The organism is Alkalidesulfovibrio alkalitolerans DSM 16529 (assembly GCF_000422245.1).
GTDB lineage: Bacteria > Desulfobacterota > Desulfovibrionia > Desulfovibrionales > Desulfovibrionaceae > Alkalidesulfovibrio > Alkalidesulfovibrio alkalitolerans.
In genome coordinates this window covers 1-23,883 of sequence record NZ_ATHI01000028.1, presented here as the reverse complement: position 1 = coordinate 23,883, position 23,883 = coordinate 1, and the positions used below count along the sequence as shown (strand labels likewise).

At 64.1% G+C, this 23,883-nt stretch carries 25 protein-coding genes; 14 read left to right on the top strand and 11 right to left on the bottom strand.

Features of this window, described 5'->3' with window-relative positions:
- Nucleotides 1–49: 49 nt before the first annotated feature.
- The 9 genes from pth (at nucleotide 50) to argB (ending at nucleotide 9,274) form a co-directional block, all read left to right on the top strand.
- Nucleotides 50–697 carry an aminoacyl-tRNA hydrolase gene (pth, locus tag DSAT_RS10630; RefSeq protein ID WP_020887518.1) on the top strand — a complete coding sequence of 216 codons (648 nt, stop codon included), beginning with the start codon at nucleotides 50–52 and terminating at the stop codon, nucleotides 695–697.
- Between the two features lie 77 nt (nucleotides 698–774).
- Nucleotides 775–1,290 (top strand): CarD family transcriptional regulator, encoded by a 516-nt coding sequence (locus DSAT_RS10625; protein ID WP_020887517.1) that lies wholly within the window; start codon nucleotides 775–777, stop codon nucleotides 1,288–1,290.
- A gap of 307 nt (nucleotides 1,291–1,597) precedes the next feature.
- Complete coding sequence (gene rho, locus DSAT_RS10620) at nucleotides 1,598–2,845, top strand: transcription termination factor Rho (protein WP_020887516.1); 1,248 nt, start codon at nucleotides 1,598–1,600, stop codon at nucleotides 2,843–2,845.
- Between the two features lie 129 nt (nucleotides 2,846–2,974).
- Nucleotides 2,975–4,399 carry a beta-barrel assembly-enhancing protease gene (locus tag DSAT_RS10615; protein WP_152490303.1) on the top strand — a complete coding sequence of 475 codons (1,425 nt, stop codon included), beginning with the start codon at nucleotides 2,975–2,977 and terminating at the stop codon, nucleotides 4,397–4,399.
- 80 nt (nucleotides 4,400–4,479) lie between these two features.
- Nucleotides 4,480–5,781 (top strand): M16 family metallopeptidase, encoded by a 1,302-nt coding sequence (locus DSAT_RS10610; protein WP_020887514.1) that lies wholly within the window; start codon nucleotides 4,480–4,482, stop codon nucleotides 5,779–5,781.
- Nucleotides 5,778–6,353, top strand: a complete 576-nt coding sequence (locus DSAT_RS10605) for an O-acetyl-ADP-ribose deacetylase (RefSeq protein ID WP_020887513.1) — start codon at nucleotides 5,778–5,780, stop codon at nucleotides 6,351–6,353. The genes DSAT_RS10610 and DSAT_RS10605 overlap by 4 nt, the downstream gene beginning before the upstream one ends.
- A gap of 14 nt (nucleotides 6,354–6,367) precedes the next feature.
- On the top strand, nucleotides 6,368–6,904 hold the full coding sequence (hslV, locus tag DSAT_RS10600; RefSeq protein WP_040371180.1) for an ATP-dependent protease subunit HslV: 537 nt from the start codon (nucleotides 6,368–6,370) through the stop codon (nucleotides 6,902–6,904).
- Between the two features lie 3 nt (nucleotides 6,905–6,907).
- A complete protein-coding gene (hslU, locus tag DSAT_RS10595) occupies nucleotides 6,908–8,314 on the top strand; it encodes an ATP-dependent protease ATPase subunit HslU (RefSeq protein WP_020887511.1) in 1,407 nt (468 codons plus the stop codon).
- 72 nt (nucleotides 8,315–8,386) lie between these two features.
- On the top strand, nucleotides 8,387–9,274 hold the full coding sequence (gene argB / locus DSAT_RS10590; RefSeq protein WP_020887510.1) for an acetylglutamate kinase: 888 nt from the start codon (nucleotides 8,387–8,389) through the stop codon (nucleotides 9,272–9,274).
- Between the two features lie 219 nt (nucleotides 9,275–9,493).
- Here argB and DSAT_RS10585 read toward each other — a convergent pair whose 3' ends face one another.
- The 3 genes from DSAT_RS10585 to pyrR all read right to left on the bottom strand — a co-directional run bounded on the left by DSAT_RS10585 (nucleotide 9,494) and on the right by pyrR (nucleotide 11,473).
- Nucleotides 9,494–10,438 carry a DMT family transporter gene (locus tag DSAT_RS10585; RefSeq protein WP_020887509.1) on the bottom strand — a complete coding sequence of 315 codons (945 nt, stop codon included), beginning with the start codon at nucleotides 10,436–10,438 and terminating at the stop codon, nucleotides 9,494–9,496.
- Nucleotides 10,439–10,514: 76 nt separating this feature from the next.
- The gene (locus DSAT_RS10580) at nucleotides 10,515–10,916 is read right to left on the bottom strand and encodes a DUF309 domain-containing protein (protein WP_020887508.1); all 402 of its coding nucleotides are present in this window, start codon (nucleotides 10,914–10,916) and stop codon (nucleotides 10,515–10,517) included.
- 20 nt (nucleotides 10,917–10,936) lie between these two features.
- Nucleotides 10,937–11,473: a bifunctional pyr operon transcriptional regulator/uracil phosphoribosyltransferase PyrR gene (gene pyrR, locus DSAT_RS10575; protein WP_020887507.1), complete on the bottom strand. Its 537-nt coding sequence runs from the start codon at nucleotides 11,471–11,473 to the stop codon at nucleotides 10,937–10,939.
- A gap of 209 nt (nucleotides 11,474–11,682) precedes the next feature.
- Between pyrR and DSAT_RS15785 the strand changes: the two genes are divergently transcribed.
- Nucleotides 11,683–12,006 (top strand): IscA/HesB family protein, encoded by a 324-nt coding sequence (locus tag DSAT_RS15785; protein ID WP_235695943.1) that lies wholly within the window; start codon nucleotides 11,683–11,685, stop codon nucleotides 12,004–12,006.
- Between the two features lie 89 nt (nucleotides 12,007–12,095).
- Nucleotides 12,096–12,422, top strand: a complete 327-nt coding sequence (locus DSAT_RS10565; RefSeq protein WP_020887505.1) for an IscA/HesB family protein — start codon at nucleotides 12,096–12,098, stop codon at nucleotides 12,420–12,422.
- A 249-nt stretch (nucleotides 12,423–12,671) separates the two neighbouring features.
- Here DSAT_RS10565 and DSAT_RS10560 read toward each other — a convergent pair whose 3' ends face one another.
- From DSAT_RS10560 to DSAT_RS10525, 8 genes are all read right to left on the bottom strand, one after another.
- The gene (locus tag DSAT_RS10560) at nucleotides 12,672–13,937 is read right to left on the bottom strand and encodes a phenylacetate--CoA ligase family protein (protein ID WP_020887504.1); all 1,266 of its coding nucleotides are present in this window, start codon (nucleotides 13,935–13,937) and stop codon (nucleotides 12,672–12,674) included.
- 293 nt (nucleotides 13,938–14,230) lie between these two features.
- Entirely contained in the window at nucleotides 14,231–15,028 is a 798-nt protein-coding gene (locus DSAT_RS10555) for an ABC transporter ATP-binding protein (RefSeq protein WP_020887503.1), read from the bottom strand.
- A 10-nt stretch (nucleotides 15,029–15,038) separates the two neighbouring features.
- Nucleotides 15,039–16,211 (bottom strand): ABC transporter substrate-binding protein, encoded by a 1,173-nt coding sequence (locus tag DSAT_RS10550; RefSeq protein ID WP_020887502.1) that lies wholly within the window; start codon nucleotides 16,209–16,211, stop codon nucleotides 15,039–15,041.
- A gap of 135 nt (nucleotides 16,212–16,346) precedes the next feature.
- Nucleotides 16,347–17,393 carry a branched-chain amino acid ABC transporter permease gene (locus DSAT_RS10545; RefSeq protein ID WP_020887501.1) on the bottom strand — a complete coding sequence of 349 codons (1,047 nt, stop codon included), beginning with the start codon at nucleotides 17,391–17,393 and terminating at the stop codon, nucleotides 16,347–16,349.
- A gap of 1 nt (nucleotide 17,394) precedes the next feature.
- On the bottom strand, nucleotides 17,395–18,282 hold the full coding sequence (locus DSAT_RS10540) for a branched-chain amino acid ABC transporter permease (protein ID WP_020887500.1): 888 nt from the start codon (nucleotides 18,280–18,282) through the stop codon (nucleotides 17,395–17,397).
- A 10-nt stretch (nucleotides 18,283–18,292) separates the two neighbouring features.
- Nucleotides 18,293–20,185, bottom strand: coding sequence for an AMP-binding protein (locus DSAT_RS10535; RefSeq protein ID WP_020887499.1), 1,893 nt, complete (start codon nucleotides 20,183–20,185; stop codon nucleotides 18,293–18,295).
- A 24-nt stretch (nucleotides 20,186–20,209) separates the two neighbouring features.
- Complete coding sequence (locus tag DSAT_RS10530) at nucleotides 20,210–20,992, bottom strand: ABC transporter ATP-binding protein (RefSeq protein WP_020887498.1); 783 nt, start codon at nucleotides 20,990–20,992, stop codon at nucleotides 20,210–20,212.
- A 1-nt stretch (nucleotide 20,993) separates the two neighbouring features.
- Complete coding sequence (locus DSAT_RS10525; protein ID WP_020887497.1) at nucleotides 20,994–21,650, bottom strand: CBS domain-containing protein; 657 nt, start codon at nucleotides 21,648–21,650, stop codon at nucleotides 20,994–20,996.
- A 275-nt stretch (nucleotides 21,651–21,925) separates the two neighbouring features.
- Here DSAT_RS10525 and DSAT_RS10520 point away from each other — a divergent pair, with 275 nt between their 5' ends.
- Genes DSAT_RS10520 through DSAT_RS10510 form a run of 3 tightly spaced genes read left to right on the top strand, consistent with a single transcriptional unit; the run spans nucleotide 21,926 to nucleotide 23,847 of the window.
- On the top strand, nucleotides 21,926–22,279 hold the full coding sequence (locus DSAT_RS10520) for a hydrogenase maturation nickel metallochaperone HypA/HybF (protein ID WP_020887496.1): 354 nt from the start codon (nucleotides 21,926–21,928) through the stop codon (nucleotides 22,277–22,279).
- Between the two features lie 9 nt (nucleotides 22,280–22,288).
- A complete protein-coding gene (hypB, locus tag DSAT_RS10515) occupies nucleotides 22,289–22,948 on the top strand; it encodes a hydrogenase nickel incorporation protein HypB (RefSeq protein ID WP_020887495.1) in 660 nt (219 codons plus the stop codon).
- Nucleotides 22,949–22,977: 29 nt separating this feature from the next.
- Nucleotides 22,978–23,847, top strand: a complete 870-nt coding sequence (locus DSAT_RS10510; protein ID WP_020887494.1) for an Mrp/NBP35 family ATP-binding protein — start codon at nucleotides 22,978–22,980, stop codon at nucleotides 23,845–23,847.
- Nucleotides 23,848–23,883: the final 36 nt, after the last annotated feature.

Sequence of the window (23,883 nt, the reverse complement as noted above, 5' to 3'; positions counted from 1 at the left end):
GGAGGCTCCGGGGCCAGCCCCGGAGCCTCTTTCATTGGCGGCGCACAGTATGGACATCAAGGGACTCATCGTCGGCCTGGGCAATCCCGGAGAGGCCTACCGCGACACGCGGCACAACGTCGGGTTCATGGTCGTGGACGCCGTCCTTGACGAGATCGCCGCCAAGCCGTACCGCCGCCAGACCAAGCTCCCCTCCCCGGCCGAATTCGATCTGTGGGCCGTCTCTCTTCCCCGCGTCCGCGGCGATTTCCTGCTCGCCAAGCCCTACACCTACATGAACCTCTCGGGCCGGGCCGTGGCGCGCATCTGCATGGAGAACGGCGTGAAACCCGAGAACGTCCTCGTCATCCACGACGAAATGGACCTCCCCTTCGGACGTCTCAAGGCCAAACTCGGCGGCGGCACGGCCGGGCACAACGGCCTCGCCTCGATCGTCTCCGAACTGGGCAGCGAACGTTTCCTGCGGCTTCGGGTAGGCATCGGACGACCGCCGGAACGCGGCCAGGTCACGGAATGGGTACTTGCGCCCTTCTCTTCCGAGGAAGCGCAGCGCCTCCCCGACGTACTGGTCACGGCGCGCGACGCACTTCCGCTCTTCTTTACGCCGGGCGGCAAGGGACTTTCCCAGGCGCAGCAAGCCCTTCACGCTTTCGATGTCTCCTTTTCCGACCCCGACAATGAAAAATCCAGCGAGTAGAGTCGTCACATTGGACTTGTTTGCGGGTTTGGCGTATAGAAGTTGTGGCTTGTTCCCGGAAAAGCGGAGGATCCTCCTTGTTTGGAATCAATGAACTTGTGGTCTATCCGGCGCAGGGCGTCGGGAAGGTCGAGCGGATAGAAAAACAGGAAATCCGCGGCGCCGTGACCGAGTTCTACATTGTGCGCATCCTGGCCAACAACGTGACCCTCATGGTCCCGGTCGCCAATGCCCACAGCGTTGGCCTGCGCTCGGTGTGCGACAGCAAGGAGGGAGGGCAGGTGCTTGACATCCTGCGCGACCGGTCTGATTTTACAGGTTACACTGGACAGAACTGGAACAGACGCTACCGCGAATATTCCGAAAAACTTAAAAGCGGCAACCTGCGCGACGTCGCCTATGTCCTCAAGGAACTTCTCCTGATTGGAAGAGACAAGGAACTCTCCTTCGGCGAACGCCGACTCCTGGAGCAGGCCATGAGCCTGGTCACGCTGGAGTTGTCCTTCGCCTTGGGGCGCGACCAGGAAATCGTCCGCTCCGACATCCAGGAAATGTTCCAGGACGTGCTTGGCGACATGGAAAGTGAAGCCTAGGGACTTGCCAACCGCCGAGGTTTTCGCTAATTCCAAGTTCGCCTGACTCCGAAACCATCCTTAGCATCCGGTTTCATCCGTTTTTTGCATTGCCGACGGCGTGAGCGCGTCGTCATAACGAACCATTTCACAGGATACGCACCATCCGCAAACATCGCATGGCCTCTGGCTTTCCAAGCCGGGCGGCCGGAGCATCCGGACACCTATGACACGCGCCCCGCGCGGCCCTAAAAGAGCCGCGAAAAAAGCCCCGCCGTCCGATACGCACGTCGAGTCGTCTGCCGAGACGCCATCCAGAGGACAACCCATGAATCTCTCCGAATTGAAGCTCAAGAGCATGATCGAACTCATGGAGTTGGCCACGGAGTTCAAGGTCGAAAACCCGAGCAACATGCGCAAGCAGGAGCTCATTTTCGCCCTTTTACAGGCCTGCGCCTTGCAGAACGGGGCCATTTTCGGCGAGGGCGTGCTCGAAATCCTCCCGGACGGATTCGGTTTTCTCCGCTCTCCCATGTACAGCTACATGCCCGGCCCTGATGATATCTACGTCTCACCGTCGCAGATTCGACGCTTCGGCCTGCGCACCGGCGACGTGGTGACCGGCCAGATCCGACCGCCCAAAGAAGGGGAACGCTATTTCGCGCTCCTGCGCGTGGACACCATCTGTTTCGCCCCGCCCGAGGCCACCAAGACCGTCGTCCTCTTCGACAACCTGACGCCCATCTATCCGGATGCGCGGTTCGTCATGGAAAACGGGGACAAGAACTACTCCTCGCGCGTCATCGATCTGCTCGCCCCCATCGGCAAAGGGCAGCGCGGCCTGATCGTGGCCCCGCCGCGAACCGGCAAGACCATGCTCCTGCAGACCATCGCCAACTCCCTCAACGCCAATAATCCCGAAGTCTACCTCATCGTCCTGCTCATCGACGAGCGGCCCGAGGAAGTCACGGACATGGAACGCTCGGTGCGCGCCGAAGTGGTCAGCTCCACTTTCGACGAGCCGCCCCAGCGCCACGTGCAGGTCGCGGAGATGGTCCTCGAAAAGGCCAAGCGCCTTGTCGAGCGCAAGCGCGACGTGGTCATCCTGCTCGACTCCATCACCCGCCTGGGCCGCGCCTACAACGCCGTGACGCCGTCTTCCGGGCGCGTCCTCTCGGGCGGCCTCGACGCCAACGCCCTGCAGCGCCCCAAGCGCTTCTTCGGCGCGGCCCGCAACATCGAGGAAGGCGGCAGCCTGACCATCATCGCCACTGCCTTGATTGACACGGGCTCGCGCATGGACGAAGTCATCTTCGAGGAGTTCAAGGGTACCGGCAACATGGAGATCTACCTCGACCGTCATCTGGCCGAGAAGCGCATCTACCCCGCCATCGACATGAATCGCTCCGGCACCCGTAAGGAAGAACTCCTGCTGCCCGAGGAAGTCCTGAACCGAGTGTGGATCCTACGCAAAGTACTCTCACCCATGAATTCCATAGATTCCATGGAGTTCCTGCTGGGCAAGATGCGCGGCACCAAAAACAACAGCGAATTCCTAAACATCATGAATCGCTAGCCGGACGCGTCGGCACGCCGGGAATGTCCCGGTCGCAAAGGGGGGCTCCAAGCCCCCCTTTACGTTTGGGTATCCGGTGGTTAAGGTATGGAAGGTCTTGTAAGGCCCGGAGAACCAAAAATCGCCGCAATGCAGCCGACACGTCTCTCGAACATCCTTTTGGCGACCCTCGTATTCGCCGCCCTGCTCGTTCCCGCGCTAGTGTTCCTCACGGCGACGCCGTCGCGGGCCATCTTCGAGTTCACCGTGCGCGACGAAATCGAACTCGGCCAGAAGTTCAACCTCGCCGTCCGGGCTCAACTGCCCATTATCGAAGACCCCGAAATCCAGGGCTACATCCACGACATGGCCAACCGGATCAAGGCCGCTATGCCACCCCAGCCTTTCGACATCAACGCCGAAGTCGTCCGCAGCAACATGCTCAATGCCTTTGCCGGACCAGCAGGCTATACATTCTTCTTCTCCGGCCTGATCCTTGAATTCGAGCATGAATCCGACCTTGCGGGCGTCATGGCTCACGAATTCGCGCACGTCTCCCAGCGCCACTTGGCCGACCGCATCCAGAAGTCGCGGATCATCGGTCCGGCCTCGCTTATCGGGGCCATCGCGGCCGCCTTCCTCGGGGGCGGTCAGACCGGAGCGGCCTTGGCCGTGGGAGCCCAGGCCGCCGGACACAGCGCCATGCTCTCCTACAGCCGCGAAAACGAACGTGAAGCCGACCAAGTAGGTATGAACTACCTCATCCGTGCGGGCTACAACCCCTGGGGGCTCGTGCGCGGCTTTCAGATCATGCGCCGCAAACAGTGGTTCGCGGGACGTGACATCCCCACCTACCTCTCGACTCACCCCGGGCTTCCCGAACGCATCGACTACATCTCCTCCCGCGTCGAGCTTCTACCCGCCGAAATTCGCAACCGCGCCGAGGACGACGACCGTTTCCTGCGCGTGAAAATGCTCATCCGCTCCCGCTACACCGACACGACGCTGGCCATGGGGTATTACGACAACAAGCCGCAATCCGAATGGACCTGCACGGACCGCCTGGGCAACGCCATCCTGCTCGAACGTCTGAACCGCATGACCGAGGCCCGCGAACGCTACCAAGAGGCTCTGGCCTGCGCGCCAAACGATTCGCTCTACCTGCGCGAATCCGGCAGGTTCTACTTCCAGACGGGAGATTTCGACCGCGCAGGCGAACTGCTGCAAAAGGCCGTGGTGGTCAACCCGCGCGACGCCATGTCGCTCTTCTACTATGCGCGGCTTCTGGGCGAGCGCAAACAGTTCGCCCAGGCCCTCGACTACATGGAGCGGGTCAAACAGCGGCTCCCCGAAGACCCGGAGGTCAGGCAGCATCTCGGTCGCCTCTACGGCAATTCCGGCAACGCCTTCCAGGGACACCTGCAACTGGCCTATGCCGCACTCTACCGCAACGACAAACGTCAGACGGAATTCCAGCGCCAGCAGGCCGACCGCCTGGCCACAACCGAGGCGGACAAGAAGGCCCTGGAGGATTTCGCCGAAGCGCATTCCGCCCGGGCCGAATTCTGGCGATGACGAAAACCCGACCGCCCCGGACGACAGCGCGCCCGAGCAACGGCCAAACGCACCGAACCTCCATTTCATCACGGTGACGCATGACAAAGCCAATCCCTATCGTTCCGCCCGAGACCTTGGGCCTGACGCGCCTTGAAAACGGACTGCGCGTGATCGTGGAACCTATGCCCCACGTCCACTCCGCCTCGGTCGGCATCTGGATAACCTCCGGTTCGCGCCAGGAGGACGCCGGACGCGAAGGCGCGGCCCATCTGTGGGAGCACATGGCCTTCAAGGGCACGCCCCGCCGATCCGCCCTCGAACTGGCCATGGCCCTGGATCGCTTGGGCGGACTCTCCAACGCCTTCACCGGCCGCGAGGAGACCTGCTTTCATGCGCGCGTGGTGGATAGCGGCCTGCACGAGGCCTTCGACATCCTGTCCGACATGGTCGTCAATCCGCTGCTCGACGAAACGGAGCTGGAGCTCGAAAAGAACGTCATCCTCCAGGAGATCGCTGCTGTCGAGGAGACGCCGGAAGAGTTCGTCTTCGAACATTTCTGGCAGGCCGTGTGGCGCGATCCAGCCGTGGCCCATCCGATCCTGGGCACCGAGGAGTCCGTGCGCGGCTTCACCATCGAGGGAATGCGCTCCTGGCGCGAGCAGTGGCACAGGCCGGAGCGGATCATCGTCTCGGCGGCCGGGGCCGTCGATCCGGCAGCCTTCACACGCGCGGCGGCCCGCCTTTTCGAGCGCCTTGAATCCGGCCCCAAGACGCCGCAGCCCACGCCGCCGCTTTTCACGCCACGCTCATCGGCCATAGAACGCGACGTCGAGCAAAGCCACGTCATCCTCGCCTTTCCGTCCGTCGGCCTGACCCATGACTCACGCTACACAGTGGCCTGTCTATCCGCCCTGCTCGGCGGCCAGATGTCCTCGCGCCTCTTCCAGGAAGTGCGCGAAAAACGCGGCTTGGCCTACACCATCTCCACGAGCCCGCATTGCCTGACCGACTGCGGATTGCTCGAAGTCTACGCCGCGGCCAGCCCCGACCGCACGGGCGAGCTTCTCGACGTGCTGCGCCACGAACTGCGGGACGTGGCCGAGGGCGGCATCACGGAAGAGGAAGTCTCGCGCGCCAAGGATCACCTGGGCGGCCTGGTGCTGCTCGGCGCGGAATCCACGGAGGAGCGCATGCTGCGCCAGGCGCGCAACGTGGCCCTGCACGGCCGCCCCGTGTCCGTGGAGGAGGCGGCGGGACGCATCGCCGCCGTGAGTCTCGACGACGTGCGCGAGGCGGCGGCGAGTCTCTCCAGGCTGGACGAGGCCGCGCTGTTCGTTCTCGGGCCGCGCATCGACCCGTCCTGGGCGAAAACCTTCGACACGGCTTTCGACACGCCATGAACAGGCAACCCGCCTGGATCATCGGCCAGGGCAGGCTCGTCGTCGCCATGGGTGACCTGACCCTGGCGGAGCACGAGGCCATCGTCAACGCGGCCAACTCGTCGCTGCTCGGCGGAGGCGGCGTGGACGGCGCCATCCACCGCGCCGCCGGCCCCGAGCTTCTGGCCGCCTGCAAGGCCATCGTGGCGAAGCGCGGCCCGCTGCCGCCCGGCCAGGCCGTGATCACGCCGGGCTTCAGACTGAAAGCCCGCTGGGTCATCCACACCGTGGGCCCCATCTGGCATGGCGGCGGGCATGACGAGGAGAGGCTGCTCGCCTCGGCCTACGATGCCTCCCTCGCCCTGGCGGCGGAGCACGGCTTGAGCAACGTCGCCTTTCCGGCCATCAGTTGCGGAGCGTACGGCTATCCGCTAGATTCGGCCGCCTCCGTCGCCGTCGGGCGACTTTCGGCCGGTATTGCGGCCGGTCTCGTATGCGAGGCGGCCATGATCCTGTTTTCCGAAGCGGCCCACGACGCCTTCGTCACGGCCGCGAAAACGCTTTTGGGCGACCCGCCCCTGGAGAACGCATGAGCGATCAGTCAATCATGAAAGGAACGACCATCCTGGCGGTGCTCGACGAGCGCGGCGTGACCCTGGCCGGAGACGGCCAGGTGACGCTCGGCCAGAGCGTGGTCGTCAAGCACGGCGCGCGCAAGGTGCGCCGCCTTTACAAGAACCGTATCGTGGCCGGATTCGCCGGGTCCACGGCCGACGCCTTCACCCTCTTCGAGCGTTTCGAGTCCAAGCTGGAACAATACAAGGGCAATCTTTCGCGCGCCGCCGTTGAATTGGCCAAGGAATGGCGCACCGACAAGTACCTGCGACGCCTCGAAGCCATGCTCCTGGCCAGCGACGGCCGCCAGATCCTGATGCTTTCGGGCACGGGCGACGTCATCGAGCCCGACGACGGGCTCGCGGCCATCGGCTCGGGCGGGCCGTTCGCCCTAGCCGCCGCGCGCGCCCTGGCGCGCCACGCGAAGCTCTCCTCGCGCGAGACGGCCGAGGCGGCCATGCGCATCGCGGCCGAAATCTGCGTCTTCACCAACGACAACCTGGTCATCGAGACCCTGCAAGCGGAATAGACCATGCACATCAAATCATCCCTGGGCTCCGCCCTTTCGCGCGGCGTCGCCGAATATCAGGAGACCGCCACCTCGCTCACCCCGCGCGAGATCGTCTCCGAACTCGACCGGCACGTGATCGGCCAGGCCGAGGCCAAGCGCATGGTGGCCATCGCCATGCGCAACCGCTGGCGGCGCATGCGCATCGACCCGAACCTGCGCGACGAGATCGCGCCCAAGAACATCATCATGATGGGCCCGACCGGCGTGGGCAAAACCGAGATCGCCCGCCGACTGGCCAAGCTCTCGCGCTCGCCCTTCTTCAAGGTCGAGGCCACCAAGTTCACCGAGGTGGGCTACGTGGGCCGCGACGTGGAGTCCATGGTCCGCGACCTGATGGAAATCGGCGTGAACATGGTCAAGAAAGAGGAGGCGGCCAAGGTCAAGGTGCTGGCCGAAAAGCACGCCGAGGATCTGCTGCTCGACCTGCTGCTGCCCGGCAGCCGCCCGCCCGAATCGCCCTCGGGCGAATCCGCGCCCATCGACCCGGCCTCCACGCGCGAGAAATTCCGCAAAATGTGGCGCGAAGGCAGGCTCGACGAACGCGAGGTGGAACTCGACGTTTCCGTGCAGGGCGGGCCGCAGCTCGAAATCCTCTCCATGCCCGGCATGGAGGACATGGGCTCGCAGATCCGCGACATGCTCTCGCAGGCATTTCCCCAGAAAAAGAAGCGTCGCCGCGTGAAGGTGCGCGAGGCCTATGACCTGCTCGTGCAGCAGGAAAACGAGAAGCTCGTGGACATGGACAAGGTCATGGAGACGGCCCGCCTGCGCGTGGAGCAATCCGGCATCCTGTTCATCGACGAGATCGACAAGATCTGCTCGGGCGAGAGCAAGCGCCAGGGCGGCGACGTCTCGCGCGAGGGCGTGCAGCGCGACCTGTTGCCCGTGGTCGAAGGCTGCGTGGTGAACACCAAATACGGCATGATCAAGACCGACCACATCCTGTTCATCGCCGCCGGGGCCTTCCACACGGCCAAGCCCTCGGACCTGATCCCCGAACTGCAGGGCCGCTTTCCCCTGCGCGTGGAGCTGACCGACCTCGGGGCCGAAGACTTCTACCGCATCCTCACCGAGCCGCGCGCCGCCCTGACCGTGCAATACGTCGCCCTGCTCGCCACCGAGGGACTGAGCATCGAGTTCGACGACGAGGCGCTGCGCGAGATCGCGGAAATAGCCGAGGAGATCAACCGCGAGACCGAGAACATCGGCGCGCGCCGCCTGTACACGATCATGGAGCGGCTCTTGACCGACCTCTCCTTCGAGGCCCCGGACCGCTCGGGCCAGCAGGTGCGCATCGACCGCGACTACGTGCGCAAGACCCTGGCCGACTTCCGCGAGGACCGCGACCTGTCGCGCTACATCCTGTAGACGGGACCGCCCGCGAACGACGAACGAGACGATGCACCAGCACGCATTCTCCACCCAGCAAGGAGCCGACGCATGAACGCCTGTCTCACGGCCCAGGACAAGGCCCGGATCATCATGGAGGCGCTGCCGTTCATCCGGCAGTTCCACGGCAAGACCATCGTCATCAAGTACGGCGGCCACGCCATGGTGGACGAGACATTGAAGCGCCAGTTCGCGCAGAATGTGATGCTCCTCAAGTACGTGGGCATCAACCCGGTCATCGTCCACGGCGGCGGCCCGCAGATCAAGGACATGCTGGCCAAGCTGAACATCGCGAGCGAATACCGCCAGGGCCTGCGCGTGACCGACGAGGCCACCATGGACGTGGTGGAGATGGTCCTCGTGGGCAAGGTCAACAAGCAGATCGTGGGGCTCATCAACCTGCATGGCGGCAAGGCCGTGGGCCTTTCGGGCAAGGACGGCCAGCTTCTTTCCGCGCGCAAGCTCGAAATGGTGCTGGAGCGCAAGGACGCCCCGCCCGAGATCATCGACCTGGGCAAGGTGGGCGAGGTCACGGCGGTGAACAACGCCCTGATCCGCTCGCTGCAGACCGAGGGCTTCATCCCGGTCATCGCGCCCGTGGGCGTGGACGAGAACGGCGAGACCTACAACATCAACGCCGACTCCGTGGCCGGGGCCGTGGCCGCATCGTTGCGCGCCAAGCGGCTGATGCTGCTCACGGACGTGGCGGGCGTGCTGGACAAGGACAAGAAGCTGGTGCCATCGTTCACGCGGCTTCAGGCGGTCCAGGCCATCGAGGACGGCACGGTGCAGGGCGGGATGATTCCCAAGATGAAGTGCTGCCTCGAAGCCGTGGAGCACGGCGTGGAGAAGGTGCAGATCATCGACGGCCGCGTGGAGAACTCGATCCTGCTCGAACTGTTCACCGACTCGGGTATTGGCACGCAAATCGTGATCTAAGTTCAGGCCGCTGAAAAAGCGCCATCTGCTGCGTTGCCGCGAAGAGTTCAAACCCTCGCGTATTCTTTGATACGCTTCGGTCTTGAAATCTTCTTGCGCCTTGCATCTAGCGCTTTATGAACGGCCTGCAAGACTGGGGCAACAGCCCGTTTTTTCTGTTTCCAGCAAGATGCCGCAACGGCCGGAGGCGCACAGGCGGCGCAACCGGCCGTTGGTATTTCAAGGCTGCGGCTTATGGTCGTCCGATTCAGAGGGCGGGCGCACCGTGGTGCAGGCGATGGGCTTGACCGGCGCGGGCTTTTTCGCGCCGAAGGTGGAGACGAGCGAGCCGAGAATGATCAGCGCAGCACCTGGGTAGAAGCTCCAATGCGGCGTCTCCGCGAAAAGCGCCGCCCCCCATATCCCCGCCAGGATGATCTGCGAGTAGCCCACCACAGAGGCCCGGCCCGCGGGCTCGATGGCCAGGCCGCGCGTCATGTCGAGCTGCGCGCGCTGCGTGAGAACGCCGATGCCCGCGATCAGGAGCCACTCCCAGCCCACGGGCCAACGCCAGACCGGCAGCGCGCCCGCAAGCGAGAGCGAGACCGCGCAGACGCTGACCCACAGCGTGGGCACCAGGGGATGCTCGGTGCGGCCGAGTTCGTGCAGCGAAACCAGGACCGCCCCGCCGCAGACGGCCGAGACCAGGGCTGCCGCCACGCCCAAGGGATCGGGCGCGGGACCGTTCAGGCCGAAAAGGAAGGCAGGACGCGCGATGCACAGCGCGCCCGCGAGCGAGATCACCAGGGCCAGGGCGGTGCGGCCGAAAAATCGCTCGCGGCCGAGCATGGACGAAAAAACCGCCGCGAAGACCGGATGCAGGTAGTAGAGCGTGATGGCGTCGGACAGCGAGAGCACCGTCAGGCTGTAGAAGCTGCCGGACATGGTCAGAAAGCCCAGCAGGCCGCGCGTGAGCAAGAGCCCCTTGCGCCGCCCGGCGCCAGCCACGCCCGCGCGCCGCATCATGAAAAGCGACAAGCCGACGCCCCAAAGGCCCCGAAAAAAGACGATCTCCATGAACGGCAGGGTCTGGCCGAGCGTCTTGATCAACACCTGGGCCATGCTGAACCAAAGCGCGCCCAGCATCATCAGGCGCAGCCAGATCGGGATCGTCTCGAGCAACATGTGTCGAGAGCCTCACTGCCCCAGGCAGCGGCGGCATGTTGCGCGCGGCCCATGAACCAGATTCTTCGATGCCATATCAGGGGGCTGCGTGCAGCATGATCACGCACGCTGCTGACAGGACTTTTTCAGAGTCGGCGCAGTCCAAGGCCGCGCGGCAGGCCCGGGCTTGGACGAGCAGCCCGGCAACGTCGAGGCCCTGGCAGGCGGGCGCGAAAGGTTCGATCAGGGTCTGGCCGCTTTGCAGCAGGCGCAGCGCGCCGCGCCGGTTGCCCCCGCCTTCGTGATGCAGGGCCACGGCGATCTGCAAGATGCCCTTGTAGAGGTCGCGCACGGCCGTGCGCTCCTCGATCCACAGCCGCTCAAGCGTTTCGTGGCAGGCGAAGTATTCGCCCGCGTTGAACTGCCGTCTGGCCAGGGCAAGGCGGATGTCGGCGTCGGGCACAATGCCCGCCCCGGCTGCCGGACCGCGATCCGTCATGGGATGATCCGGCCGACGCCTCAGGCCCGGATGACCTGGACGGCGTCCTCGCCATCGCGTTCGCGCACCAGCACGTTGACGCGGTCGGCAAGCGCTGTCTCGACGCGCGCGCCCACGTAGTCGGGCTGAATGGGCAACTCGCGATGCCCCCGGTCCACGAGCACGAGAAGCTCAAGACGCCGAGGGCGGCCGTAATCGAGCACGGCCTCCATGGCGGCGCGGATGGTGCGGCCGCTGAAGAGCACGTCGTCCACCAGGATGATCATGGCCGAGGAGACGTCGAAGGGAATTTCGGTGCACTGGATGGACGGCTGCACCTGCAGACTCGTCCAGTCGTCACGATAAAGATTGATGTCCAGCTTGCCCAGGGGCAGGCGCACGCCGAAGCGTTCGTCGAGAAGGGCCTTGAGCCGGGCAGCGATGTCCGCGCCCCGGCGTTGGATGCCCACGAGCGCCAGATCGCGGCCCTCGGGGTGGCGCTTTGCAATGGCTTCGGCCAGATCTTTGAGGACGTTCTCGAACTCGGCCGAGGTGGCGATGACGGTGGTTGTGTTCATGCATGCCTCGCGATGAAAAAAACAGCCCTACGCCGCTTCGAAAAAAATTTCAATTTCCCTGTACGAAAAATCCAAGCGGGAAGGATCGACAAAGCAACGAAAAACATTGTGAAATACATAACAAGGCTTGTTTTTTTCCGCGCCTTCCTTGACAAGTGTTCTTTGGCAGTTACGTGAATGCGGTGCGTATCCGCACCAGGAGGAGCTTGATGATCGAAGTGACCAAGCCCGCGAAGGACCAACTCGACAAGTACTTCGCGGACAAGGAACTCTCTCCCATCCGAGTCTATTTGGCAACGGGCGGGTGAGCTGGCCCCAGGCTTTCGCTGGCTCTGGACGAGCCGCGTGATACCGACGAACAGGTTCAAACCGAGGGCTTCACCTTTGTCGTGGACAAAGAACTCTACGGCCAAGCCCAGCCCATCAAGATCGACATGTCCTACCTCGGCTTCCAGGTGACTTCGTCCCTGCAGCTGGGCGGCGGCGGATGCGGATCGAGCTGCGGAAGCAGCGGAGGATCCTGCGCCTGTTAGGGCATTCGGACCTGCATCGACACGAAAGCGCGCGGCCCCAAAACCGCGCGCTTTTTTATTTACAACACACAACCCTTTCGGAGGCCTTCATGATCACCATCAGCGACGAAGCGAAACGCAACATCGACGCCTACTTCCAGGACAAGGAAAAAAGCTCCATCCGCATCTACCTGAATCAGGGCGGCTGCTCCGGCCCGTTCCTGGGGCTTGCCCTGGACGAGGCGACCGAGGCCGACACCAGCGTCGAACTCGCGGGCTTCGATTTCGTGGTCGAGAAGAATCTCCTCGCCGACGCCTCCCCCATCCACATCGACATGGGCCCCATGGGCTTTCGGCTCACCTCCTCGCTTGTGCTTCCGCAAGGCGGATGCGGCGGAGGCTGCAGCGGCGGAAGCTCCAGCGGCTGCGCCTGCTAGAACGGCCTGAAAGAACAGAGCTTGTCACCGACCTCTCGGGGAGTGGCGGCGTGCCGCCACTCCCGCAACCTCCTGCTCCCGCCCTGAACGCGCCGCAAAGTGCCGACAACGAACATTCTCCTGCTCACTGCCGCGAAGCGAGACAAAAGTTTCTGGGGAAAGGAGAGGGGATGGGGTTCGGGGAAGGGGAGAGGAAGACCCCTCTTGCAAGAGGGGTCTTCCTCTCCCCTTCCCCGATGCTCCGCTCCTCTATTCGAAGGTGCGCTCGTCCACGAGCCTGGCGCAGCCTTCGGGCAGGTCGGCGTCGAGGAGTTCGACCTCCGGCCTGAGCTTGCAGACGTCCTGGAACGCCTTGGCGAAGGCGGCCGCATCGAAGCCTTCGCCCGCGCGCAGGCAGACGGTCAGGCGGTCCTTGCCGCCGGGGTTGTCCACACGGATGCGCCAGCAGGATATGGCGGGGAAGCGGGCCACGACCTGCGCCGCCTGCGAGGGATAGATGAACTGGCCCTTGACCTTGGCCGTGTCGTCCACCCGGCCCACGATGGCCCCGAGCTTCATGGAGGTGCGGCCGCAGGCGCAGGGCTCGGCCACGAGGTAGGAGAGGTCGCCCGTGGCGAGCCGGATGAGCGGATATTCGCGCACGAAGGGCGTGAAGACGACCTCGCCGGTCTCTCCGACGGGTACGGGGCGCTTGGTCTGCGGGTCCACGATCTCCACGAAGCCCCGGTTGGTCAGGTGCATGCCGCCGAGATGCGAGCATTCGTAGGCGATGCAGCCCACGTCGGCCGTGCCGTAACCTTGGCGTACGCGCATGCCGAAGAGTTCCTCCACCTCGCGGCGCAGGCTCTCGGGCAGCCGCTCTGCGGCCACGAAGGCCGTGCGCAGGTTGAAATGCTCGCGCGGCTGAAGCCCCATGGCCACGGCCTTCTCCGCGATGACGCGAAGATAGCTGGCCATGCCAACGAACCCGGTCACGGGCAGCGCGGTCATGAGTTCGATCTGCTTTTCGGTGTTGCCGGGTCCGGCCGGGATGACCGCGCAGCCGATGGCCCGAAGCGGCTCTTCGAGCATCAGTCCGGCCGGGGTCAGGTGGTAGCTGAAGGTGTTCTGGGCCAGATCGCCGGGCCGAAACCCGGCCGCGTAGAAGGCCTCGGCGAAGCCCCAGTAATCCGGCCCCTTGCCTTCGGGATCGTAGATCGGACCGGGCGACTGGTAGATGCGCGAGAGGGAGCCCAAGCCGCCCGCGACCATGCCGCCGAGAACGCCCCGGCCGGACGCCTGCTGCGCGGCCATGAGATCCTTCTTGGGCAGCACCGGCAGGGCATGAAAGTCGTCGAGGCTCTGCACGTCTTCGGGTCTGGCTCCGGCGCGTTCCAGGCGGGCCTTGAATTCGGCGGACGAGGCGGCCGCGTGGGCCACGAGACCTCTCAGCGTCTCCCACTGCACCTCGCGTCTGGCCTCGGGCGCCAGAGTCTCCGTTTCGGACCAGTAGCCGTGCTCGCGATCAACGCTCATCGTCCGTCTCCCTCGGTTGTTGCCCGGAGCAGAAACCATGCACCAATCTCGCGCCCCGAGTTGTCAGTACGGCATACCCATCAGTTGGCCCCAGCGACGAAGCCGTGTGAACGAAAAATTTTCCGCTTTGCATTCATGCTTTTTGAGATCGTTGAACAACACCATTTTGCAGACTGTCCAAAAAGCGCCAGATGCAAGGCGCAAGAAAAGTTCAAGGCCGACGCGTATCACGAATACGCGAGGATTTGAACTTTTCGCGGCAACGCGGCAGATGGTGTTTTTGGGGCAGTCTGCTATCCGAGCCAGCGCTTGCGCCGCCGATAGTGCTTGACGTCGCGGTAGCTCTTCTTCTCGCCGCCATGCCCCATGCCCAGGTAGAACTCCTGCACGTCCGGGTTGCTCAAAAGCGCCTGGGCCTGCCCGTCCATGACCACGCGACCGTTCTCCATGATGTAGCCGTGCCCCGCGATGGACAACGCGGCGCGCGCGTTCTGCTCCACAAGCAGGATGGTCGTGCTTTCCTGCTCGTTGATGGTCTTGATGATGCCGAATATCTCCTCCACGAGCATGGGCGCAAGGCCAAGCGACGGCTCGTCGAGGAGCAAGAGCCGGGGCCGCGCCATGAGCGCACGGCCGATGGCCAGCATCTGCTGCTCACCGCCCGACATGTAGCCAGCAAGCTGGGTGCGGCGCTCGCGCAGGCGCGGAAAATAGGCATAGACCCGTTCCAGGCGCTCGGCGAATTCCGAGGACGGCCGGGTGAACGCCCCGCAGCGCAGGTTCTCCTCCACGGTCAGGTCGTCGAACACGCGACGCCCCTCCATGACCTGGAAGATGCCTTGGCGCACGGTCTTCTCGGGCGATTGCCGCAGGATGTTCGTGCCGTCGTAGATGATCGAGCCGTCCGTGACCTCGCCGTTCTCGCTGGCCAAAAGCCCGGAGATGGCCTTGAGCGTGGTGGATTTGCCCGCGCCGTTGGCTCCGAGGAGGGCCGTGATGCGGCCCTCCTCGACGCCAAGCGAGAGGCCCTTCAGCACCAGGACGACGTCGTTGTACACGACCTCGATGTTGGCGACGCTGAGCAGGTTCAAGCGGCCTCCCCTAGTTGCCCAGCCACTCGGCCTTGCGCGGCAGGGTGGGGGTTCCCTTGAGCACGAACTCACCGTTCTCGATGCGGTAGATCATGACGGACATGCTCGGTCTGTGGTCGTCGGGGAAGAAGCTGACCGGCGGCACGAGCCCCATGGGATCGTAGTCGCGCAGCGTCTCAAGGGCGTCCTTCAGGGTCGGGCCGGTAACGCTCCCCTTCGCGGCGGCGACGCGCGCCCCTTCGGCCATGACCAGCATAGAGGCGAAACCACGGATGTAGTGCGTCATCTGCGGCTCGCCCTTGGTGGCCTGCTCGATGATCTTCATGCCGGGCACGTCCGCTCCGTACACGGCCGAGGCCTGCAAGGTGTAGACGCCTTCGGCCGCGTCGCCGGCGAGCTTGAAGATGTTCTCGTCCACGCCCCAGATGTTGGTCAGGAAGGTGGGGCTGAAGTCGAGCTTTTTGGCGTCCTTGAGGATGACGGCCGTGGAGGACGTGGTGCCCCCGATCCACACGAAGTCGGGCTTCATGTCGCGCACGGCCAGAAGCTGCGCCGTGGCGTCCAGCGCGCCGAGGGCCACGGTCTCCTCGCCCACGACTTCGAAGCCGATCTCCCGGGCGAAGGCCTTGCCGCCCGCGATGGGGGCCTTGCCGTAGGGGTGGTCGGGGTAGATCAGGGCCAGGCGCGGAGCGCGGGACTCGGTCCAGGCGTCGCGCAGGTATTGCAGGCCGCCGCGAAGCTGGGTGGTGTAGTCCGTGGAGATGAAGAAGTTGTAGGGCGTCTTGGACGGATCGGTCAGGTGGGCCGAGTAGGAGGCCGAGAGCGTCGGAACGCGGTCCCTGGCCACGAACTGGGTCAAGGCTTCGGTGTCGGCGGTTCCCCATCCCTGCAGGGCCACGATCTTGTCCTTGGAGGTGAAGCGGCGGTAGATGGTGATGGCCTGCTGGGCGTTGTAGGCGTAGTCTTGGAGGATGATCTCGAAGGTGTGGCCCGGGACGTATTTGGTTTCGTTCAGCCAGTTGGCGCAGTCGCGGATGCCGTTGGCGTAGGAGGGGCCGACGTCGGACGTGGGGCCGGAAAGGGCGGCCAGCACGCCGACCCTGATGGTCTTGTCGGCGGCCATGGCCGCGCTGGCGGCCAACAGCATGCAGGCGGCAAGACAAATGATGAGATATTTTTTCATGACGATATCCTCGATGCGTTGCGCGTTTGTGGGGCCAGGGGCCTTGTCCGCGATTGTCCGTGAACTCTCTCTTGCGGGGCGGTCCCCGCTAGCAGCAGTCCGGCCGAGGTCATGGCTCCTTCCTCCTGTCTTTCGTTAGTGGGCGAAGGGATACAGTTTCCAGTAGGCCTTGAACAAGCGCCAGCGATAGGCGAGCCCCTCGGGCTCGAAGATCAGGAAGAGCACCAGCACGAGACCGAAGATGCCTTCCTTCATGGCCATCACGGACTCGGAGAGGCCGGGCATGGTGGTGCTGAGCGCCTGGGTCACGGCCGTGAGCACTTCGGGCAGCAAGGTGATGAAGATGGCGCCGAAGACCGCGCCCTGCACACTGCCCAATCCCCCGATGATGATCATGGCGAGATAGCTGATGGACAGGCCGATGCCGAACATCTCCGGGGTGATGTACATCACGTAGTGCGCCCACAGCCCGCCCGCGACTCCGGCGAGGAACGAACTGACGCCGAAGGCGGTGAGCTTGGTGGTGAAGAGGTTCACGCCAACAATCTCGGCCGAGAGATAGAAGTCGCGCACCGAGACGAAGGCCCTGCCCATGCGGGTGCGTACGATGTTGGCCACGGCCAGCACAGCGATCACGGCCACGCCGAAGGTCAGGTAGAAGTGCATGGGCTCGTCGTCGAAAGCCAGCCCGAGAATCTCGGGCGAGGCCACGAGCAGGCCGTTGGAGCCGCCTGTCACCGAATCCCAGTGCAGCAGCACGTATTCGATGATGATCTGGGCCGCCAGTGTGGCGATAGCCAGATAGATGCCCTTGAGCCTGAGCGAGGGAATGCCGAAGAACATGCCCACGGCAGCGGCCGCGAAGCCGCCCAAGGGCAGCGCCAGGAAAAACGGCAGCCCGGAATTTGTGGCCACTGCGGCGGCATAGGCCCCCACGCCCATGAAGGCTCCGTGACCGAGCGAGATCTGGCCGCAGAAGCCAGTGAGCAGGTTCAGCGAGACCGCGCCCACGATGGCCACGTGAATCATGATCAGCACCGAGAGGTCGTAGGCGTCCATGAACAGCGGCGCGAGACAGTACAGCGGCAGGAAGAGGCCGAAGCGCAGCTTCTGGAAGCGCGTCTGCAACAGCCCGGCCTCGCCGGCGTAGGAGGTATGGAAAAGACCGCACGAGCCCTGCATGTTACACCCGCTCGATGTGCTTGGTCCCGAAGAGCCCATAGGGCTTGATCATCAGGATTATGACCAGGAAGATGAAGGCCGCGACCTCGCGGAATCCCGAGATGCCGAACAGGTCTCGGGCCAATCCGCCGCAGATGTTCTCGAGGACACCGATGGCCAGACCGCCGATGGCCGCGCCGAGCAGGCTGTCCAGGCCGCCCAGGATCACGGCCGGGAATACTTTCAGCCCCAACTGGCCGAGTTGGATGTTGATGCCGTTGATGTTGCCCAGGATGATGCCGCCGATGCTCGAAACCACGGCCGCGATGCACCACGACAGGGCGAAGATGTTCTTGATGCCGATGCCCATGGACTGCGCGGCCTGCTGGTCGAAGGCCGTGGCCCGCATGGCGATGCCCATGCGCGAATATTTGAAGAAAGCGGAGAAGGCCACGAAAAGCAAGGCCGCGAGCACGAAGGCCGCGATGTAGACCGGAGCCACGGGTACGCCCGCCACGAAGACCGGATCGCTGGGCAGCACCTGGGGATAGACACGGATGTCCGTGCCCCAGAAAAACTGCACCACGGCCTTGAGCACGCTGGACAGGCCGATGGTGACCATGATCACGCTGATGATGGGCTCGCCGATCATGGGCCGCAGAATCAATCGCTCGATGCACAGGCCCAGGACGATGGAGAAGCCCAGGGTGAGCAGGAACGAGGCCAGGAACGGGATGCCCGCCTGCACGGTCAGGGCGAAGCACATGTAGGCTCCGGCCATGAGCATCTCACCCTGGGCGAAGTTGACCACCTTGGTGGCCTTGTAAATGATGACGAAGCCAAGGGCCACCAGGCTGTAGATGGAGCCGATGACCAAGCCGTTGATGAACAGTTGCAGATAGTATTCCACGCCCTCTCCCTCAGGCCACGCCCCGCAGGGCGATTGTCCCGGACATGCCCCGCACGCGGCCGTCCTGATACTGGATCTCGGTCTTCAGGGCCACTTCCGAGGCCTTGGAGTACAGCCCCTCGACGAGCGCGCCGTAACGCTCGGAAACCACGCCTCGCCGCACCTTGCGGGTACGCGTCAGTTCGCCGTCGTCGGCGTCGAGTTCCTTGTAGAGCAGTGCGAAGCGCCGGATGCGCTGGGCCTCGGGCAACTGCGCGTTGATGGCCGCGATCTCGTCGTGGATCAGGTCGTATATCTCGGGCTTGGCCGCGAGATCCTGGTAGGTCGTATAGGTCAGCATGCGCGATTCGGCGAAGCGGCCCACGATGTCGAAGTCGATGCACACGATGGCCGCCGCGAAATCGCGCTCATGGCCAAGGACAACGGCCTCGCGCACATAGGGGCTGAACTTGAGCTTGTTCTCCAGGAACTGAGGCGAGAAGCGCTCGCCCGAGGCGAGCTGCATGACGTCCTTCAGGCGGTCGATGACCACGAGCCTGCCCCGGTCGTCGAAGAAGCCCGCGTCGCCCGAGCGCAGCCAGCCGTCCTGCATGGTCTCGGCCGTGGCCTTCTCGTTCTTGAAGTATCCCTTGAAGACCGCCGCGCTTCTGGAAAGGATTTCGCCTTCCTCCGAAAGGATGATCTCGGTCTCCGGGATGGGGCTGCCCACGCTCGTGAAGTCCACCTCGCCGTCGCGGTGGATGCAGGAGATGCCCGCGATCTCGGTCTGGCCATAGATTTGCTTCAGGTTCACGCCGATGGCGTGGAAGAAGCGAAAAGTGTCCGGGCCAAGGGCCGCGCCGCCGGTAGAGGCCGAACGCACTCGCGAGAAACCGAGGTTGTCTTTGAGCGCACGAAAGAGCAGAAGCTGCCCAAGCGCCCTGCCCAGGCGCAGGAAGAGTCCGGGCCGCCTGCCCGCGAAGAGCGCGTCGGCATGAGCCTCGCCCAGCGGCATGAAGAAATTGTAGCACCAGCGCTTGAAGGGCGTGGTCTCGAGAATCTTGACGCGCACCGTGGCGGCCATGTTCTCCCAGACGCGCGGCGGCGAGAAGATGACGTGCGGACCGATCTCACGGATGTCGTTTTGCACGGTGTCGGGTTCTTCGGGAAAATTGACGCAGAAGCCGAAGAGCAGCGCAGAGGCCACGGCCATCATCTGCTCGCCCATCCAGGCCAGGGGCAGGAAGGAGACGAACTCGTCGCTCGCGCGCTTCTCGTCCACCGCGCCGAGGTTGGCGGCCATGGAGAGCATGTTGCGGTGCGAGAGCATGGCCAGCTTGGGCCGTCCCGTGGTGCCCGAGGTCGTGGCGATGAGGCAGACCTCGTCCGGGTCGCGCTCCTCGATCCATTCACCAAAGCGGTGGGCCTCGGCCCTGCCCGCCTCGCGCACGCGGTCGAAGTGCATGAGCCCGGGCTCGTCATAGGAGGCCATGCCCTTGGCGTCGTGATAGACGATGTATTCGAGCTTGGCCGCCGCTCCCTGGCGCAGGTCGAGCATCTTGTCCACCTGCTCCTGATCCTCGGCGACCACGAGCCTGGCGCCGGTCAGCTCGAAGACGTAGCCGATCTCCTCGGCCGGGGCATCCTGGTAGAGCCCGAGCGCGATTCCGCCCAAGGCCTGGATGGCCAGTTCGGCCCACAGCCATTCGGGCCTGTTGTCGCCGATGAGGACGATGACGTCGCCGGGCCCGAACCCCAGGGATTTAAGGCCGGCGGCGAATTCGGAGGTCAGGCGGAGGTAGTCTTCCCAGGAGTGGGACTGCCAAATGCCCCATTCCTTCTCGCGCAGAGCGGTGCGCCGCCCGTGCGCCGCCGCGTTTCTCGCGAGGAGACGCGGCAGAGTCGTGTCATACGATTTCGACATTGACGTAGATCCGTTTCCATAACGTTATCGCCCCAGGAAGGCGGCGTCTTCGCTGCCCAGATAGGCCGCGACCACGGCCGGATCGGCCTGCACCGCCTCGGGCGCGCCCACGGCCAGAACCTGTCCGAAGTCCAGGACCACCACGCGGTCCGAGATGTCCATGACCACGCCCATGTCGTGCTCCACCAGGAAGACCGTGACGCCCCACTCCTCGTTGAGATCAAGGATGTAGCGGGCCATGTCCTCGGTCTCCTCCAGGTTCATGCCCGCCATGGGCTCGTCCAGGAGCACGAGGCGCGGCTCGGCGGCCAGGGCCCGCCCGAGTTCCACGCGCTTCTGCACGCCGTAGGGCAGCTTGCCCGCGGGATGGTGGCGGTAGGGCGAGAGCCCCAGAAAGTCGATGATCTCCTCCACGCGGCGGCGGTGGGCGTCCTCTTCGCGCCGCGCGCGACCGAAATAAAGCATGCCTGCCAGAATGCCGTAGTCCATGCGGGCGTGGCGGCCGACCATGAGGTTGTCGAGCACGGAGAGGCCCTTGAACAATGCGATGTTCTGAAACGTGCGCGAGAGGCCAAGCCGGGTGCGGCGGTGTGCCGGGATGCGCAGGAGGTCTTGGCCGTTCAGGGTGATGCTTCCGGAATCCGGGGTGTAGCGCCCGGAGATGCAGTTGAGCATGCTCGTCTTGCCCGCGCCGTTGGGGCCGATGAGCGAGCAGATGCTGCCCTCCTCGATGGAGAAGCTCACATCCATCAGGGCGGCGATGCCCTTGAACGTCAGGGTCACCTTGTCGACGGAGAGCATGGGCATGCTAGAGCCACTCCCCCACAAAATCCGCGGCCGTGACCAGTTTGTAGCCCCGTTCCTGGAGTGCGGCCGCGATGGGCGACTCATCCTCGGTGGCCACGCGGATGACGACCATGCGCCGGTTCTCGTGGAAGAAAGTGCCCGTGGAGATGATGGACACCCCCTTTTGGGCGATAATGCCGGAAACCTCGTGGATCACTCCTGGCCGGTCCGCAACCTCGAAGACGATACGCTTGCCGCCCGCGAGCAGCCCCATTTCCTCGACCAGAACTTCGAGCATCACGGAACGGTTGATGTAGCCAAGGAGCTTGCCTGTATCGTCGTCAACCACGGCAAGGCCCGCCAAGTTCTTGTCGTGCATGATCTTGGCGGCGCTCTCGATGTCCATGGTCGGTGAGACGGAGGTGATGTCCTTCCTGATGATCTTTTCCACGGTCAGCTTGGAAAGCAGATAGTTGAGTTCGTGCTTTTCGAGCGTGGTCATGATGGACGGCAGCGCGGCCATGATATCCTCAAGCCTCACGTAGCCGACGAGACGGTCGCCCTCCATGACCAGGAGCATCCACAGCCGCTGCTCCTCAAGCAGGCGGCGTGCGTCCTTGACCAGGGTCTTGGGCGTCGCGGTGACGAATTTCTTGAGCATCTTCAGACCGACGTACATGACCGGACTCCTTTCGGGGCGCGCGTCAGGCCTTACTCCCATCCTGGATGGAACGGCCCGCGTTTTCGGGTCAACGGCGTGAAAAACCTCGTAAGCGGCAACTAGCGCTTCCGCCGGGGCTTTTGCTGCGGGGAATGAACGCGATACGGCGCGTGAAGTCAAGACCAAATAAACCGGGAAGATACTCCAAGCGGGTACGTGAAAAACAAAAGGGGGCGGAAGGGCGGCTCCCGATGCCTTGCCCCCTGGCTTTCGTTCCGGTATAGCCCTGACCCATGCACGAAATGTCCGTCGTCCAAAGCCTCATGGACATCATCCGCCAGGAGATGGGCCGCCATGGCGTGACCCGGCTCTTGGCGGTCACGGTCGTCCACGGCAGGCTGACCAACGTGGTGCCCGAGGCCCTCGAATTCGCCTGGCAGGTGATGACCGAGGGCACGGAACTGGCTGGAGCCGAGCTTACGATGCAAGAGGCTCCCTTGCGCATGCGCTGCGGCGGCTGCCGCCTGGAGTTCGAACCCGAAAATCTCGCGGCCGTGGCCGCGCCCTGTCCGGCCTGCGGCGAACAGATCGGACACGAAGTCATCGGCGGCCGTGAACTGCACATATCCCACATCGAGGCCGAATAGGAGGCTCCCATGCAGATACCCGTGGTCCGCAACATCCTCGAAGCCAACGACCGCATCGCGGGCCAACTCAAGAAACTCTTCGCCGAGAAGGGCATACTGGTCCTGAACTTGATGAGTTCGCCCGGCGCGGGCAAAACCTCTCTGCTTGAGCGCACCCTCACGGACCTCGCGCCCGAGATGCGCATGGCGGTCATCGAAGGCGACCTGCAAACCGACAACGACGCCCGCCGCGTGGCCGCCACCGGCGCCCAGGCCGTGCAGGTCAACACCGAGGGCGGCTGCCACCTCGACGGCTCCATGGTCATGGAGGCCCTGAACTCCATCGACCTCGACGGCCTCGACATCCTTTTCGTGGAGAACGTGGGCAACCTCGTCTGTCCGGCCGAGTTCTCCGTGGGCGAGGACTTCAACGTGGCCCTGCTCTCCGTGGCCGAAGGCGACGACAAGCCCGAAAAATACCCCCTGCTCTTCCACATCTCGGCGGTCATGGTCCTGAACAAGACCGACCTGCTGCCCTATGTCGATTTCGATCTGGAAAAGGCCACGGCCCACGCCAAGAAATTGAACGAGGACATCGCCGTATTCCCAGTCTCGTGCCGCAGCGGCGAAGGGCTGAACGCCTGGTACGACTGGCTGCGCACGGCGCGGGCGGGCAAGGCCAGATCCTGAACGAGACGAACCATTTTGGAGGAATTCATATGAGTCAGAGCTGTTCGGGCTGTCCCTCGGCCTCGTCCTGCTCGCCCAAGGAGAAAGATTCCTGCGGCGGCCCAAGCGAGGCGGAAAAAGAGCTGCAAAACGTCCTTTCACGCATCAAGCACAAGATCGTGGTCCTCTCCGGCAAGGGAGGCGTTGGCAAGAGCACGGTGGCGGCGAACATCGCCATGTCCCTGGCCCAGGCGGGCAAGAAGGTCGGCCTGCTCGACGTGGACGTGCACGGGCCGTCCATCCCGCGTCTTCTGTCCCTCAAGGGCCAGCAGCCCGGCATGAACGACAACTCCATCGAGCCGGTGCCCTACGCGCGCAATCTGTGGGTCATGTCCACGGGCTTTTTGCTGCCCACGGACAGCGACGCCGTGATCTGGCGCGGGCCGGTGAAAATCGGCGTGATCCGTCAGTTCATCCAGAACGTGGCCTGGGGCGACCTCGACTACCTGATCGTGGACTGCCCTCCGGGCACGGGCGACGAGCCCCTGACCGTGATGCAGCTTTTGAGCCCCTCGGCCAAGGCCGTGATCGTGACCACGCCGCACATGCTGGCCGTGGACGACGTTCGCCGCTCCATCACCTTCGTGGGCCTCGTGGACGCCAAGGTTCTGGGTATCGTCGAGAACATGAGCGGCTTCGTCTGCCCCGACTGCGGCAAGCAGCACGAGATATTCAACACCGGCGGCGGCGAGAAGCTGGCCCTGGAGACGGGCGTGCCGTTCCTCGGCCGCATTCCCTTCGATCCCGAGCTTGCCCGCGCGGGCGACGAGGGTTTCGACTACAGCAAGGTCTACCCAGACAGCGAGACCTCCAAGGCGGTGGCGAGAATCATCGAGCCCCTGCTCAAGCTCGACGCCTAGCTCTGCGCCAATCTAGAAACGGCAAGGGGACCGCAT

Coding starts and splice junctions, on each gene's coding strand:
- DSAT_RS10615 (WP_152490303.1), top strand. CDS start 2,975: ATGCAGCCGACACGTCTCTCGAACATCCTTTTGGCGACCCTCGTATTC.
- DSAT_RS10545 (WP_020887501.1), bottom strand. CDS start 17,393: ATGCAGGGCTCGTGCGGTCTTTTCCATACCTCCTACGCCGGCGAGGCC.
- hslV (WP_040371180.1), top strand. CDS start 6,368: ATGAAAGGAACGACCATCCTGGCGGTGCTCGACGAGCGCGGCGTGACC.
- argB (WP_020887510.1), top strand. CDS start 8,387: ATGAACGCCTGTCTCACGGCCCAGGACAAGGCCCGGATCATCATGGAG.
- DSAT_RS10550 (WP_020887502.1), bottom strand. CDS start 16,211: ATGAAAAAATATCTCATCATTTGTCTTGCCGCCTGCATGCTGTTGGCC.
- DSAT_RS10605 (WP_020887513.1), top strand. CDS start 5,778: ATGAACAGGCAACCCGCCTGGATCATCGGCCAGGGCAGGCTCGTCGTC.
- rho (WP_020887516.1), top strand. CDS start 1,598: ATGAATCTCTCCGAATTGAAGCTCAAGAGCATGATCGAACTCATGGAG.
- DSAT_RS10565 (WP_020887505.1), top strand. CDS start 12,096: ATGATCACCATCAGCGACGAAGCGAAACGCAACATCGACGCCTACTTC.
- DSAT_RS10525 (WP_020887497.1), bottom strand. CDS start 21,650: ATGTACGTCGGTCTGAAGATGCTCAAGAAATTCGTCACCGCGACGCCC.
- hslU (WP_020887511.1), top strand. CDS start 6,908: ATGCACATCAAATCATCCCTGGGCTCCGCCCTTTCGCGCGGCGTCGCC.
- DSAT_RS10520 (WP_020887496.1), top strand. CDS start 21,926: ATGCACGAAATGTCCGTCGTCCAAAGCCTCATGGACATCATCCGCCAG.
- pyrR (WP_020887507.1), bottom strand. CDS start 11,473: ATGAACACAACCACCGTCATCGCCACCTCGGCCGAGTTCGAGAACGTC.
- hypB (WP_020887495.1), top strand. CDS start 22,289: ATGCAGATACCCGTGGTCCGCAACATCCTCGAAGCCAACGACCGCATC.
- DSAT_RS10610 (WP_020887514.1), top strand. CDS start 4,480: ATGACAAAGCCAATCCCTATCGTTCCGCCCGAGACCTTGGGCCTGACG.
- DSAT_RS10535 (WP_020887499.1), bottom strand. CDS start 20,185: ATGTCGAAATCGTATGACACGACTCTGCCGCGTCTCCTCGCGAGAAAC.
- DSAT_RS10580 (WP_020887508.1), bottom strand. CDS start 10,916: ATGACGGATCGCGGTCCGGCAGCCGGGGCGGGCATTGTGCCCGACGCC.
- DSAT_RS10585 (WP_020887509.1), bottom strand. CDS start 10,438: ATGTTGCTCGAGACGATCCCGATCTGGCTGCGCCTGATGATGCTGGGC.
- pth (WP_020887518.1), top strand. CDS start 50: ATGGACATCAAGGGACTCATCGTCGGCCTGGGCAATCCCGGAGAGGCC.
- DSAT_RS10510 (WP_020887494.1), top strand. CDS start 22,978: ATGAGTCAGAGCTGTTCGGGCTGTCCCTCGGCCTCGTCCTGCTCGCCC.
- DSAT_RS10530 (WP_020887498.1), bottom strand. CDS start 20,992: ATGCCCATGCTCTCCGTCGACAAGGTGACCCTGACGTTCAAGGGCATC.
- DSAT_RS10560 (WP_020887504.1), bottom strand. CDS start 13,937: ATGAGCGTTGATCGCGAGCACGGCTACTGGTCCGAAACGGAGACTCTG.